The organism is Acidimicrobiia bacterium, from assembly GCA_040880805.1.
Lineage (GTDB): Bacteria > Actinomycetota > Acidimicrobiia > IMCC26256 > DASPTH01 > DASPTH01.
In genome coordinates this window covers 37,810-52,125 of the sequence record JBBDHW010000002.1, presented here as the reverse complement: position 1 = coordinate 52,125, position 14,316 = coordinate 37,810, and the positions used below count along the sequence as shown (strand labels likewise).

9 protein-coding genes are annotated in these 14,316 nt (G+C 69.5%); 4 read left to right on the top strand and 5 right to left on the bottom strand.

Annotated elements, in window-relative coordinates; genetic code table 11:
- The coding region (locus tag WD271_00550) for a GreA/GreB family elongation factor (protein MEX1006317.1) at positions 1-298 on the top strand (298 nt) is incomplete at its 5' end.
- Between the two features lie 25 nt (positions 299-323).
- On the opposite strand, the gene WD271_00545 is transcribed toward WD271_00550, so the two are convergent.
- The 4 genes from WD271_00545 to WD271_00530 form a co-directional block, all read right to left on the bottom strand.
- Positions 324-1,901, bottom strand: coding sequence for a hydantoinase B/oxoprolinase family protein (locus tag WD271_00545; GenBank protein ID MEX1006316.1), 1,578 nt, complete (start codon positions 1,899-1,901; stop codon positions 324-326).
- Complete coding sequence (locus WD271_00540; protein ID MEX1006315.1) at positions 1,898-3,562, bottom strand: hydantoinase/oxoprolinase family protein; 1,665 nt, start codon at positions 3,560-3,562, stop codon at positions 1,898-1,900. The genes WD271_00545 and WD271_00540 overlap by 4 nt, the downstream gene beginning before the upstream one ends.
- Positions 3,563-3,746: 184 nt before the next feature.
- Positions 3,747-6,449 carry a cation:proton antiporter gene (locus WD271_00535; GenBank protein ID MEX1006314.1) on the bottom strand — a complete coding sequence of 901 codons (2,703 nt, stop codon included), beginning with the start codon at positions 6,447-6,449 and terminating at the stop codon, positions 3,747-3,749.
- 14 nt (positions 6,450-6,463) lie between these two features.
- Positions 6,464-6,988 (bottom strand): helix-turn-helix domain-containing protein, encoded by a 525-nt coding sequence (locus WD271_00530; protein ID MEX1006313.1) that lies wholly within the window; start codon positions 6,986-6,988, stop codon positions 6,464-6,466.
- A 167-nt stretch (positions 6,989-7,155) separates the two neighbouring features.
- Between WD271_00530 and WD271_00525 the strand changes: the two genes are divergently transcribed.
- Entirely contained in the window at positions 7,156-7,617 is a 462-nt protein-coding gene (locus WD271_00525; GenBank protein MEX1006312.1) for a MarR family transcriptional regulator, read from the top strand.
- Positions 7,614-11,360: an ABC transporter ATP-binding protein gene (locus WD271_00520; GenBank protein ID MEX1006311.1), complete on the top strand. Its 3,747-nt coding sequence runs from the start codon at positions 7,614-7,616 to the stop codon at positions 11,358-11,360. Before WD271_00525 ends, WD271_00520 begins: the two co-directional genes overlap by 4 nt.
- Here the strand turns inward: WD271_00520 and WD271_00515 are convergent.
- Entirely contained in the window at positions 11,312-12,811 is a 1,500-nt protein-coding gene (locus WD271_00515; GenBank protein ID MEX1006310.1) for an alkaline phosphatase family protein, read from the bottom strand. The genes WD271_00520 and WD271_00515 overlap by 49 nt on opposite strands.
- 104 nt (positions 12,812-12,915) lie before the next feature.
- On the opposite strand from WD271_00515, the gene leuC reads away from it, so the two are divergent.
- Complete coding sequence (gene leuC / locus WD271_00510; GenBank protein MEX1006309.1) at positions 12,916-14,316, top strand: 3-isopropylmalate dehydratase large subunit; 1,401 nt, start codon at positions 12,916-12,918, stop codon at positions 14,314-14,316.

Here is a 14,316-nt window from a genome sequence, read left to right as displayed (position 1 = left end):
CGAGGCAAGGATCCGCCAGCTCGATCAGATGCTCAAGACGGCCGTCGTGGTCGAGAGCGCACCGGGTGAGGTCGTCGGGCCGGGCACGATCGTCGAGATCCGCATGGAGGGCGACGACGAGTCCACGAGCTATCTCGTCGGCTCGATCGAAGAGCGCCACGAGACGCTCGACGTGCTGTCGACATCGTCACCGCTCGGCCGGGCGTTGCTCGGCCACGGCCCCGGAGCCACCGTCGGCTACGAGGGCCCGCGCCGCACCTTCCAGGTCGAGGTCCTGAGCGTGCGCCCGGCCGACTGATCGGGCCGACTGATCGGGCCCCGACTCATCCGGCTTTGGGTGCGCGTCCGTACCCGCCGCCACCCGGCGTCCTGATCCGCAGCACGTCGCCCGCGCGAAGCTGAAGCGTGCACTTGTCGGGCACGCGCCGGGCCTCGAACTCCTCGCCGCCGGGAAGGAGCCAGTTCTCGCCCGTCGCGCCGGGCGCGCCGCCGTCGAGCCCCCACGGTGCCCGGTCGCGTCGTTCGGTCACCAGCGACACCGTCACGTCGTCGAGCATCTCGATCTCGCGGTCGATGCCGTCGCCTCCGATGTACGCCCCGGCACCACCGCTCCCGCGGCGGAGCGAGTAGCGCCGGATACGGAGCGGCAACTCGCGTTCGAGCGCCTCCACCGGAGTGTCCCGCGTATTCGTCATCGCAGTGTGTACGCCGCTCATGCCGTCGGCCCACGGACGCGCACCTTGCCCGCCGCCGATGGTCTCGTAATACACCCATCCATCTCCACCGAGCAGCACGTTGTTCATCGTGCCCTGGTTCGCGGCGCCGACGTGCCCCGGGAGAACCTGCGCGAGCGCGCCGAGGCACACATCGGCGACGCGCTGGCTCACCTCGACGTTCCCGGCGCCGACGGCCACCGGCGCGATGGCCGCCACGACGGTGCCCGGTGGCGCGATCACGCGCACGGGCCGCATCGCGCCCCCATTCGCGGGGATCGTCGGATCCGTCGCGGCGCGCAGCGCAAATGCGACGGCGCTCACAGTCACGGCCTCGACCGCGTTCACGTTTCCCGCGCGCTGAGTATCGGTGCCCGTGAAGTCGAACGACGCGCGATCGCCACGCACCGACAACGCGACCACGATGCGCGTCGGGGACTGCTGCGCCGGCCGGGGGCCGGCCGAGTCGAGCACGTCCTCGAAGCGCCATTCGCCGTCCGGCAAGGCAGCCAGCGCCGCCCGCATCCGGCGTTCGCCGTAGGCGACGATCTCGTCGAGCGGCTCGGCCAAACCCGGCCCTTCGACGCTCAATGCTTCGAGGCCCAATGCTTCGAGAACGGCGCGCATGCGCTCGACGCCGACACGGTTGGCGCCCCGCTGCGCGTCGAGGTCGCCGGAACGCTCGGTTGGTGTGCGCGAGCTCGCGACCAGGATCTCGATGACCGAGTCGTCGAGGCGGACGGGTGGGATGCGAAGCCCCTCCTGATAGATCTCGGTTGCCTCGGGCGGCATCGATCCGGGGGCCATCCCTCCCAGATCGGCGTGGTGTGCACGGTTCGCCACCCAACCGACAAGCTCGCCGTGCACGAAGCACGGGGAGACGAGGGTGACGTCGTTGAGGTGCGTTCCCCCAGCAAACGGGTCGTTGAGCACGATCTCGTCGCCGGGTCGCGGTTCACCGCCGACCGCCGCGATCGCAGCCGCTACCGACGCGGGCATCGAACCGAGATGCACCGGGATGTGCTCCGCCTGCACCAGCAGCTCCCCGGCTGCGGTGAACAATGCTGCGGAGCAGTCGGCGCGCTCCTTGATGTTCGGGCTGTAGGCGGCGCGTCGCAGGACCGCGCCCATCTCCTCCGCAACGCCGGTGAGCCGCGAGATCAGGATCTGGAGCTCGGCGGCGTTCATGCGCGCACCATCACCCACGCGCCGAGCGCGCCAGGCTCGGCGACCCAGCCGTCGGGAACCCACACACTGCAGTCGGGCTCGATCACAACCTCGGGCCCTTTGACGCGCGGGCGCACGACTGCGGGGAGTTGTTCGACGGTCAGCGGCGCGGCGCGCGACGCGCGCGCTCGGAGCGCGACGACCTCCACCGGCGCGTCGGGCCGCGCGAAGCCGTTCCGCCGCTCGTGTTCCGCGGGGAATCCGGCCGGGCGGTGCACGGTGAGCTCGTGGCTCTGACCCTCGTACCGGCAGTCGACGAAGGTCTCGACGAGCTCGGCGCCACCGACCGCCGCCGACGCGTCGCGCCCGAGCGTATCAAGGGCACCGTCGAGACCTGCCACCGACGCGGGAGTCGCCCACGTCTTGACCAGCTCGCGTCGCCGGGGCGCGGACACGAGCCCCACCGCCGAGAACACGCCGGCGTGGGGCGGAATGATCACTGTGCGCATCCCGAGAGCATCGGCCACCCCGCACGCGTGCAGCGGGCCGGCGCCGCCGAAGGCAACGAGCGCGAGGTCGCGCGGATCGACGCCCTGCTCGACCGTCACGACGCGGACGGCGCGCTCCATCGACGCGTCCACCACGGCCACGACACCCTCCGCGGCTACTCCGGCGCCGTCGAGCGCCCGTCGCGCGGCGACGGCATCGATACGGCCGAGCGCGGCAAAGGCGGTCTCGGCCGGAATCCGGCCCAGCACGACGTCGGCGTCGGTCACCGTCGCGTGCTCACCACCAAGCCCGTAGCAAGCCGGACCCGGCCGCGCGCCGGCGCTGCGCGGGCCGACCACGAGCGCGCCGCCGTTGTCGAGCCGCGCGATCGAGCCGCCTCCCGCGCCGATCGTGTGCACCGCGACCGCGGGCAGCCGGATCGGGTACCCGGCGATAGCGAGCGCCGGCGCGGGGTCCGGCGCACCGTCGCGAACGAGGCACACGTCGGTGCTCGTCCCGCCCATGTCGAACGACACCGCATCGGGAAAGCCGCACGCCTCCGCGACGACGGCCGCCGCACGCACGCCGGCAACGGGACCCGACAACAACAGTGAAGCCGGCCGCGTCACCGCGTCCTCGAGCGGTACGAGCCCGCCCGCCGACGTCATCACCAAGACCTCACTTGCCAGCGACCCGAGCCCGAGGAGGTACGCGCGGCAGACCGGGCGGAGCGCGGCGTCCACAACGGTTGTGACCATACGTTCGTACTCGCGGAACTCGGGTGAGACCTCGTGTGAGCACACAACGTCGAGTCCCTGCGCCACAAGCGCTCGCGCGACCGCGCGCTCGTGCGACGAATCGAGATCGGCGTGCAGCAGACACACCGCCACCGCATCGACACCATCGATATCGGGAACGTGGCCGTCGAACGCCTCCACTTCGGAACCCGATCCGTCGAGTCGCCCGCCCACCTCGAAACGCGACTCGCGCGGAACGAGCGGTGGTGATCGATCGACGTGTTGGTCGTAGAGCGAGGGCCGCGCCTGCCGCGCGATCTCGATCACATCCGAGAAGCCTCGCGTCGCGACGAGCGCCACGCGCCCAACATTGTGCTCGAGCAACGCGTTGGTGGCCACCGTCGTCCCGTGCGCCAACAGCTCGTGCTGAAGCCGCGACCCGCGAGATGGCTTCACCGATCGCAAGGGCAGGATCGGCCGGCGTCGACGCGACCTTCACGACCGACCCGTCGTCACCGACCAGGTCGGTAAACGTCCCGCCCGCGTCCACCCCGATGCGCACGGACCAAGGTTCGCACGCGGAGCCAGTCCGCGGAGCCAGTCCGCGGAGCCAGTCCGCGGAGCCAGTCCGCGGAGCAGGTCAGCGGCGCAAGCTCGGAAGGCGCCGGCGGCGCACGCCTTCACGGATCGCGCGGACCACCATGGCCTCCATCGCGTCGTCGAGCTTGCGGCCGTTCCGGTCGGTGAGCTCGAAGCGGTCGACCGCGTTCCCCGCGATGGTGGCGAGCCGCGCCATGTGCACGTTGGCGCGCGCCGACGAGATCCCCGCGGCCAGGTCGTGCAGCAGCCCCCGGTGGTCGGGGCTACGGACCTCGCAGAGCGTGTACCACGGCGACGAGTGGTCGTCGAAGTACAACTCCGCGTCGGGGTTGGGCGGCGACTCGAGAGGCGCATCGAATGCGGTGACGATCGACGACTCGAGCCCCTCCGAATTTGGTGGCGTGGTGCGCGACGACGTCCCGCGCACGCGGAACGAATCGAGTGCGCCGCCGTCGCCCCAGGTCGCGACGACCGCGTCCAGGATGTCGAGGCCGTGGTGCGAGAGCACGCCCGCGACGGTCGCGAGCAAGCCCGGACGATCACGGGACGCAACGTCGATCCCCCACTCACCGTCGTCGAGCGGACGTACGGCGACGCGCGCTCGCCCACGTGCGGGAAGCGGCTCGAGCAGCTTCGCCTGTCGCGCGATGTCGCGTGCTTCCTGCATGAGCAGAAGCTCACGCGGCGCGTGCTGGATCCGCTCGGCCACGGCGCGGCCGTCCTGCGCGAGCCGGAGCGCCTCGGCGCGGCGCCGCTCGATCAGGTTGCGCGCCTCGAGCCCCGTGACTTCAGGTTGCTCGAGCAGGTCGAGCACGAGCTTGTACAGCTCGTCGAGGCGCTCGCGGTCCCACGGTTCGAGGTCACCGAGTGCGAGCGTGAGCAGGTAGAGCGCGCGGGCACGCTCGGGACGCTCGAGGTGCGTGGCGATCGGGTACACCCGCTCCTCGACGAGCCCGTCGACCTCGCGCGCGGCTCCCCGCAGCAGAACCGAATCGCCCACGAGCAACGCGATCTCCTGTTCCGCAGCCGCACCGAGGTCGAGACGGTGAACAATTCGGCGCGCAAGCTCTACCGGTGACGAGTCGTCGCCGGCAGTCTCGAGGATGAGCGCTGCGAGCAACAGCCACTCCGGATGTTCGAGGCGCGCGTGCTCCTCCGCGGCCACGGGATCGGCGTCGATGAGCTCGCGGATGCGTTCGACGAGCGCAAACCGCAGGACATGCGCGGGATCGAGAAGGAACGGATCGTCGCGACGGCGGCGAACCGCGTCGGCAAGCTCGGGAAGCGCACGCTCCAGCACTCCCGTAGTCTCGAGGAACCGCCAGGCACGCGGGTCGCCGTCGACCAGAACGGAGAAGAGCTTCTTCGTGGCCGCGGCATCGAACCGCAACGGCGTGTCACTCCACACTCCGAGCCAATCGAGCAGCTTCGACCCCGGACGGGCACCGCTCGCGATGGCGAGCGCGGCGTCGAACGCGACATGCAACGCGAGCTGCGCCGGAGGATCCGCCGCAAGGTCGATGGCGCCGTCATGGCGCCGCAACCATCCCCCCTCGGGCTCGGGCGCGCTGCTGTCGGCGCGTGCGCTCTGCCCGGCACGGAGTTGGAGGAGACGCCAGCGCAGCAGCGGGGGCGTCACCAAGGTGGTCGCGAGCACCACGAGCAGCAGCGCGGCATAGAGGTTGCCGCCGAGAATGCCCTCGCGCAGGCCGATGGTGGCGAAGATCAGCCCTACCTCACCGCGCGGGATCATCCCGATGCCGATGAGGCGCTTGTCGCCGGGCGCTCCGAGGGCGCCCACCGCAGCCACCACCTTGGCGATCACCGCCACTGCGAGCAGCGCGCCCGCGATCCGGAGCACCTCGGGACGAATGAAGTCGTCCACATTCACGTCGATCCCGATCTGAAGGAAGAACACGGGAATGAAGAGGTGGCCGACAGGCGCGAGCTCGCGCTGGATCCGCTCGGCGGCAGAGCTCCCGGAGAGCGCGAGCCCGGCGACGAACGCGCCCACGATCGGGGCAAGCTGCGCGGCATCGGCCAGCTCCGCCAACGCCAGGGTGAAGGCCAGCGCGAGCGCGACGAGCGTGCCCGCCGACCGCGCGTGCCGGTCGAGGAACTGGAACAATCCCGGTGCGAATCGCGACCCGAGTGCCACGGTGAGCACGAGGAACGCGATCGCGACGAGCAGGATTCCCGCGACGTCGAGCACCGACACGGAACCTTCCGAGACAAGGCGCACGACGACGGTGAGGATCACGAGGCCGAGCACGTCGTCCGCCACCGCGGCGCCGAGCACCGTCCGCGCCTCTACGGTCGCGAGCGCGCGCAGGTCGCTGAACACGCGCGCGGTGATGCCGACGCTCGTCGCCGAGAGCGCGGCGCCGATGAAGAGCGACTGGTTGTCGCTGTGCCCCAGTGCGCTCGCAACGACGAACCCGCCCACCATCGGGACGATCACGCCGATCACGGCGACCGACATCGACGCACGACCGACCGCGCCGAGCTCGCCCAGATCCATCTCCATACCGACCGCGAGCAGGAGCAGGATCACGCCCAGCTCGCCGAGGACGCTCAACGTCTCGTTGGACGAGACGAGAGCGAGCACCGAGGGGCCGATGATCACACCGGCGACGATCTCGCCGACCACCGCAGGCACGTTGATGCGCTCGGCGATCTCCGCCGCGAGCTTCGCCGCGATGAGCACGACGAGGATGTCGAGGAGAACCCCGGTGACGTCCATCGACTACGCCTGATTCAGGCGCCGGCGGGCTCGCGCCCCTCGACCTCTTGCAGTAGGTACCCCCGGGCACGGACGGTGCGCACCTCGAGTCCCAGGGACGAGATGCGACGGCGGAGACGCAGCATGTGCACGTCGAGTGCGTTTCGAGTGGGGCTGGCGCCCGGCCATGCCCGGCGCACGAGCGTGTCACGGCCGACCACCGCGCCGAACCGGTCGACCATCGCTGCAACGAGGGCTCGCTCGACGGGCGATAGCGTCACCCAACGTTTGCGATGCCGGAGCAGCCCGTCGGCGTCGACCGTCGGTGCGGTGACTGCTTTGCCGCGGGCCTGGAGCGTGGCCACGCGCGCACGAAGGTCGCCGTCCGCGGCCGGCAGCCGAATCCAATCCTCGAGGGGATCGATCGAGGAGGGCGCCGCGAGACTCTCGCCCACGAGCAGCAGCCGGGGAGCACCCGTTGCCCGAAGGCTCTCGAGACGCGCCCCTTCTTCGGGCCATCGGATCAACACGACGTCGGCTCGGGGCTGCGCGTTCGCCACCCCGAGACCGTACGGAGCGGTTGTTTCGTGTTCGTTACAGGGAGGTGAAACGGGGCTGTCGTCTGGGAACGAGCGTGAAGCGAGCCGGGGTATCCCCGGCTCGTAGCGAGCGACCAAAGAGAGGAAGGTAACAGTTAGCTTCCCGAACTGTTCGCTATGCTCTCAGCGTGAGCGAGCACACGGAGCAAGACCGGGACATCCTCACCCTGGTTTGGGTCGTGCGTGAGCTGGAACGGGCGTGCGCCGACCTGACCCTTCCCCAGTACCGCCTGCTCGCGCTGATCGTTCGCGGTGAGGAGCGCGCCAGCAGCCTCGCCGGGCAGCTGGCGCTGGCCCGCCCCACGGTGTCGGCCGCGGTCGAGACGCTGGTCACCAACGGCATGGTCGACCGCACGTCGGTCGACGGCGACCGTCGGGCGGTTCGGCTCACCATCACTTCGGCGGGACGCGCGGCGCTCCAGGTCGCGGAGCGCGCGATGCGCGAGAAGCTCGACGCCCTCCTGGCCGACGTCCGCGACACGTCGGTGATCGAGGACGCCCTCGACCAGCTCGCCGGCGCCCTCACCGCGCAAGGCGAACGAGCTCACACCAAGCGAGCCGATGGTATGGGAGTCAGCGCCACACGATGAAGGCGGCGATCGAACCGGGCTGGATCCGGAAGTTGTGGCCATTCCTGGTACGCCACAAGCGTGGAGTCTTGATCGCCTTCGGTGTCGCGATCCTCGGCCAGGTCATCACATCGATCCTGCCGCTCGTACAGCGCGCGATCTTCGACAACACGATCACCACACAGACCGAGCCGGTCGGACCGCTGCTGGTCCTGCTCGTCGGGCTCGCTGCAGTGAACTTCCTCTTCCAGTACATCCGGCGGTACTACGGCGGGCGCTACGGCATCGACGTGCAGAACGACCTGCGCAACGCGTTGTTCGAACGCCTCCAGCGCCTCGACTTCGCACGGCACGACGAACTGCCAACCGGCCAGCTCGTGTCGCGCGCGAGCTCCGACCTCCAGCTCGTGCAGCAACTCCTCAACTTCATGCCGATGCTCACCGGCAACGTCGTCCTCCTCCTGCTGTCGCTGTTCTTCATGCTCTGGATGTCGCCGCTGCTCACCCTGGTGACCGTCTTGACCGTGCCTGCGCTGCTCTTCGTGTCGCTGCGGTTGCGCAAGAAGATGTACCCGGCGCAGTGGGACGCACTCCAGCGTGCCGGTGAGGTTGCCGGCGTGGTCGACGAAGCCGTCAGCGGTGTCCGAGTCGTGAAGGGATTCGGTCAGGAGGACCGCGAGATCGATTCGCTCGCCGACGTCGCCGAGAATCTCTACCAGTCACGCGTCCGCAACATCCGGATCCAGGCGAAGTACTCGTCGCTCCTCGCTGCCATCCCGTCGTTCGGCCAAGTCGGCGTACTGGCGTTCGGCGGTTACCTCGCCATCCAGGGCGAGATCACTCTCGGTACCTTCCTCGCTTTCGCCACCTATCTCGCGCAGTTGCTCGCACCGGTGCGCATGATGGCCAACATCATCGCGGTGTCCCAGCAGACGCGCGCCGCGGCGGAGCGGATCTTCGAGATCCTCGACTCGAACCCGGTGGTGAAGGAGAAGCCGGGCGCGCCGCGGCTCGTCGCCGCAGCGGGCGAGGTCGTCGTCGAGCACGTCAACTACGGCTACCTGCGCTCGGAACCAGTGCTCTCCGACTTCTCGCTGCGTGTCGCCCCCGGCGAGACCGTCGCACTCGTCGGTGTGTCGGGTTCGGGCAAGTCGACGGTGAGCCTGCTGCTCCCGCGCTTCTACGACGTGCAAGAGGGTGCGATCAAGATCGACGGCGTGGATGTGCGCGACGTCACGCTCGATTCGCTCCGGCGAGAGGTCGGGGTCGTCTTCGAGGACGCCTTCCTGTTCTCCGACTCGGTGCGGAACAACATCGCGTACGGGCGCCCCGACGCCACCGACGACGACGTCCGACGCGCTGCGCAGGTCGCCGGCGCGTCCGACTTCATCGCCGCGTTGCCCGACGGATACGACACGGTGGTCGGTGAACGCGGGCTCACACTCTCGGGCGGGCAACGGCAACGCATCGCGATCGCGCGCGCCGTGCTCACCGATCCGCGCGTCCTCGTTCTCGATGACGCGACGTCGTCGATCGACGCGCGCACCGAGGAGCAGATCCACGCAACATTGCGCGAGATCATGGAGCACCGCACCACCATCCTCATTGCGCACCGGCGCTCCACACTTCGCCTCGCCGAGCGGATCGTCGTGATGGAGCGCGGTCACGCGGTCGAGGACGGTACGCACGAGGAGCTCATGGCCACCTCGGCGCGCTACCGCGCCCTGCTTTCGGGACCGGGCGAAGACGCCGAGGCCGACGCGATCGAGGAGCTCGTCGCTGCGGGCGGCGTCACCCCCGACCTCTGGCGCCGCGACGATTCCAACGGCAACGGCGCCCGGGCCTTCGTCTCCGTCGCCCCCGTCCTCGGCGGCGGCGGGCGGGGCGGAGGCGGGGGCGGGGGGGGCGGTGGCATGGGCGCGGGCCGGGCGGGCGCGCTCCAGATCACGCCCGAACTCCTGGCCGCGGTGGAGGCGCTCCCGCCTGCCGACGACCTTCCCGACGTCGACGTCGCGGCGGAGGCGAACAAGCACGAGACCTTCCGGCTCCGGCGCTTCGTTCGCCCCTACCGCAAACAGCTGCTCATCGGCTTCGGCCTCATCGTGGCCGACACGCTCGTCACGCTCGCCGGCCCCCTGCTCGTCCAGCGCGGCCTGCAGAACGGCGTGCTCCAGGGTTCGGAAAAGGTGCTGTTCATCGCGTCCGCGTTCTTCTTCCTCACCGTCACTGCCGACTGGCTGCTCACGTGGACGTACACGCGCTACACGGGCCGCACCGCGGAGCGGCTGCTCTACGCGTTGCGCATCCGGATCTTCTCGCATCTGCAACGGCTCGCGCTCGACTACTACGACCGGGAGATGGCGGGTCGCATCATGACCCGTATGACCACCGACGTCGACGCGTTCTCCAACCTCCTCCAGACCGGCATCATCCAGGCGCTGGTCAGCATCATGAGCTTCGTCGGGGTGCTGATCGTCCTGGCGATCCTGTCGTGGCAGCTCACCCTCGCGGTGATGGCGATCCTTCCACCGCTCATCATCGCGACCGTGTGGTTCCGTCGCGTGTCCTCTCGCGCGTATACGCGTGCGCGCGAAGCCATCTCGAGCGTCAATGCAGAGTTCCAGGAGAACATCTCAGGCGTGCGGGTCGCGCAGGCGTATGTGCGCGAAGACAAGAACATCGACTCGTTCCGCAGCACCACCGGCGAGTACCTGAACGCCCGTGTCACCACGCAGCGAATCCAGTCGTTCTACTTCCCGCTTATCATGTTCCTCTCTACATGCGCGGACGCGATCGTGTTCGGGTACGGCGGCACGCTCGTACAAGACGGCGTTATCACCAGTGCCACCGTGCTCACATTCATCCTGTTCCTCGACCAGTTCTTCGCGCCGATCCAGCAGCTGTCGCAAGTGTTCGACCAATGGCAGTCGGCCCTCGCGTCGATGACGAAGATCAACGAGCTCATGCACACCGAGGTGTCCACGCCCGACGCCGAGCAACCGATCGAGCCTGGCCGCGTCGCCGGCGCGATCACCCTCGAAAACGTGCACTTCGGCTATCCGAACACCGGCGTCGAGATCATGCACGGCATCGACCTCACCGTCACACCGGGCGAGACCGTGGCGCTGGTGGGCGAGACCGGCGCAGGGAAGTCGACGATCGTGAAGCTCGTGGCGCGCTTCTACGACGTCACGTCAGGCCGGGTCCTGATCGACGGCACGCCGATTACCGAGCTCGACCTGCGCGCCTACCGCCGGCGGCTCGGGTACGTGCCGCAGGAACCGTTCCTGTTCTCCGGCACGATCCGCGACAACATCGCCTACGGGCGGCCTGACGCGACCGACGCCGAGGTGGAGCAGGCAGCGACGGCGGTGGGCGCTCACGACTTCGTGGCCGAGTTGCCCGGCGGCTACGTGCATCCGGTCACCGAGCGCGGACGATCACTTTCGGCCGGGCAACGCCAGCTCATCTGCCTGGCGCGCGCGCTGCTCGTCGACCCGTCGATCCTGCTGCTCGACGAGGCAACCGCGAACCTCGACCTGAGCACCGAAGCCCGGGTCCAGCGGGCGATGGGTCTCGTCGCGTCCGGTCGAACCACGTTGCTCATCGCCCACCGGCTTCCCACCGCGCGCGGCGCCGATCGGATCATCGTGGTCGACGGCGGGCAGATCATCGAGCAGGGCGGCCACGACGAGCTGATCGAGCTCGGCGGACGCTACGCCGAGCTCTGGTCTGCGTTCAGCGTGGAACCCACCACCGTCTGAGCGCTCGCAGGTCGTACCAAGCCCGGGATCGCGCTGCCCTCACGGTCGAACGACGCGCCGACGAGACAAGCCACCGTCGACGCGAAGTCGAGGACCGACGCCGGCTCGTCGAGGATCCCGTGCGCGATACCCGGACCGGAAGCAGCCAGCCAACCGCCGTCGCGGTGCTCACCGGGGCGCCACGCGTCGGGCACGACATGGAGCTCGCCGACCCGGGGCGAGCTCGCCGACGCGAGCGCCTGCGTACGGTCCCAGACGACGGAGAGGTCGGCGAAGTCTTCCGGGGCGCCGCCCGGGTACGCCTCGCGAGCGACGATCACGTCCCGCACGAGCCGCCGGCCGGTCCCAGGTTCGACGAGAGCGAGGAACTCGGAGCGCAGCTCGTCGCGCAACGCGTCGAGCTCTGCGCCGGGCGCGACCTTCCCGTAGGGCTCCCGTCCGATCACGTTGACCCGGATCGGCGTGTGGGGCAGGTCGGTGGGGACGCGCCAGAACCGTCGTTGACCGAACTCGCGGTCGCGCGAGTTCGACGCCACGCGCCGGACCCGTGCCGGGATGCGGTCGCGTACCGCGCGCGGGATGCGCGCACGCACCGCGTCGAGGCCGCGCCGCGTCAACGGTAGTTCCGCTCGGGTTGATGCCGGCTCGAGGCGCTCGAGCACCGCGTCGGCGAGTTGCGCACTCGAGTAGTGCCGCCCCATGCCGAGCAATGAAAACGCGATCACGGTGCTCGCGGCGCCTGCCGCGTCGAGAAGCCTGCCCAGTTGCGCGTCGACCGCGCGGTACACGTCTTCGACTCGGTCGAACCGGTCCCAGAGGAGATGTCCTGAGCAATGCGTCTCGGAGAAGACAACGACGATCGCGTCCCAGTGCGCGCGCTGGAGCACATCGATCGCGAAGTCAGTACGAAGTGCAGCGTGCTGGCGGAGGCTCGAGACGAAGTCGTCGTCGGAGCCGGCGTCGTGACAGTCCCACGTGGTCTCGTCACGATCCAGCCAACCGGCGAGTTGCTCGCCCCAGATCGGAGCGGGATGACACGTGGCGAGCAGTTCGTGGGCACCGTGGCTCATCCAATCGGCGACGACGAGGTTCTCCGCGTGTCTGCCGATCGGCGCCTTCGGGACGTCGAGCACGGCGAATCGGTGACCGCGCGCCGCGAGCGTGTCCCAGAACGGATCCCCCCGAATGTCGTCGCGGCTGGACGGCACCCAGTCGTACGTACCCGGGCGGTAGTGACGGTAGAAGTGTCGTCCGTGGCGACCGGGCGTCGTGCCCGTGGCGAACGACGACCACGCGGCGTCGTCGCCCAGGCCGTCGAACGCGTTCACGCTGCCCCACCGCCCCTGCGCACGCAGGCCGGCGATCACGGGCAGGTGACCCTCGTCGGCGAGGCGCGCGACCTCGGTGCGATCCGCGCCGTCGAGACCTACGAGAACGACGTCTGCTCCCACGCTGGACACCTCCTGCGCCGTCGAGATGGTACCGGCGTCGATCGTGGTCGGTGCCCAGCGCTCTTGTTGCGACCCACGCTCTCCCGGCCTGGCAGAATCGACGCATGCAGCAGACGCTTTCCGAGAAGGTCTGGGAGCGCCACGTCGTCCATCGCGCCGACGGCGAGCCCGATCTCCTCTACGTCGACCTGCACCTGGTGCACGAGGTGACGTCGCCGCAAGCCTTCGACGGTCTCCGGATGGCGGGCCGCACGGTGCGCCGTCCCGACCTGACCGTCGCGACGATGGACCACAACGTGCCCACCACCGACATCCACCAACCGGTGCGCGACCCGATCTCGGCGAAGCAGATGCAGGTGCTGGCGCGCAACTGCGAGGAGTTCGGCATCCGGCTGTACGCGATGGGCCAGCCGGGCCAGGGGATCGTGCACGTGATCGGTCCCGAACAGGGCCTCACGCAGCCCGGGATGACGATCGTGTGCGGCGACAGCCACACGTCCACGCACGGCGCGTTCGGCGCGCTCGCGGTCGGAATCGGCACGAGCGAGGTCGAGCACGTGCTCGCCACGCAGACACTCCCGCAATCGCGGCCGTCGACGCTGGCGGTCACCGTCGAGGGTTCGCTGGCGGCAGGTGTCACGGCGAAGGACGTCGTGCTCGCGATCATCAACCGCCTCGGCACGGCCGGCGGTATCGGTTCGGTGATCGAGTACCGGGGTTCTGCGATCCGCGCCTTGTCGATGGAAGGCCGGATGACGGTCTGCAACATGTCGATCGAGGCAGGGGCGCGCGCGGGATTGGTTGCACCCGACGACACGACCTTCGCCTACCTCGAAGGTCGCGACTTCGCGCCGAAGGGCGCCGACTGGGAACGGGCGCTCGACGACTGGCGGTCGCTCGTCACCGATGTCGACGCCACCTTCGACAAGGAGATCGTGCTCGACGCCGCCGGAATCCGGCCGACGGTCACGTGGGGAACGAACCCCGCGCAGTCCGTCGACATCGACGACGTCGTGCCGGCTCCCGAATCGTTCGCCGATCCCGACGCGCGCGAGTCGGCAGTTCGTGCGCTCCGGTACATGGGACTGAAGGCGGGCACCCCCATCCGCGGGATCGAAGTCGATACCGTGTTCATCGGTTCGTGCACCAACTCGCGCATCGAAGACCTGCGTGCCGCGGCGGCAGTGGCGCGCGACCGTACGGTGCGCCCGGGGTTGCGCGCGCTCGTCGTGCCCGGCTCGATGGCGGTGAAAGCTGCCGCAGAGGCCGAGGGGCTCGACGTGGTCTTCCGTGCCGCCGGGTTCGAGTGGCGTGAAGCCGGATGCTCGATGTGCCTGGCGATGAACCCCGACAAGCTCGAGCCGGGCGAACGCTGCGCGTCAACGTCGAACCGCAACTTCGAGGGCCGCCAGGGCAAGGGCGGGCGCACGCATCTCGTATCGCCGGCGATCGCCGCAGCCACCGCGATCGCCGGTCGCTTCACCACGCCGGCCGACCTGGACTGA

Coding starts and splice junctions, on each gene's coding strand:
- WD271_00545 (MEX1006316.1), bottom strand. CDS start 1,901: ATGAACGCCGCCGAGCTCCAGATCCTGATCTCGCGGCTCACCGGCGTT.
- WD271_00535 (MEX1006314.1), bottom strand. CDS start 6,449: ATGGACGTCACCGGGGTTCTCCTCGACATCCTCGTCGTGCTCATCGCG.
- WD271_00520 (MEX1006311.1), top strand. CDS start 7,614: ATGAAGGCGGCGATCGAACCGGGCTGGATCCGGAAGTTGTGGCCATTC.
- leuC (MEX1006309.1), top strand. CDS start 12,916: ATGCAGCAGACGCTTTCCGAGAAGGTCTGGGAGCGCCACGTCGTCCAT.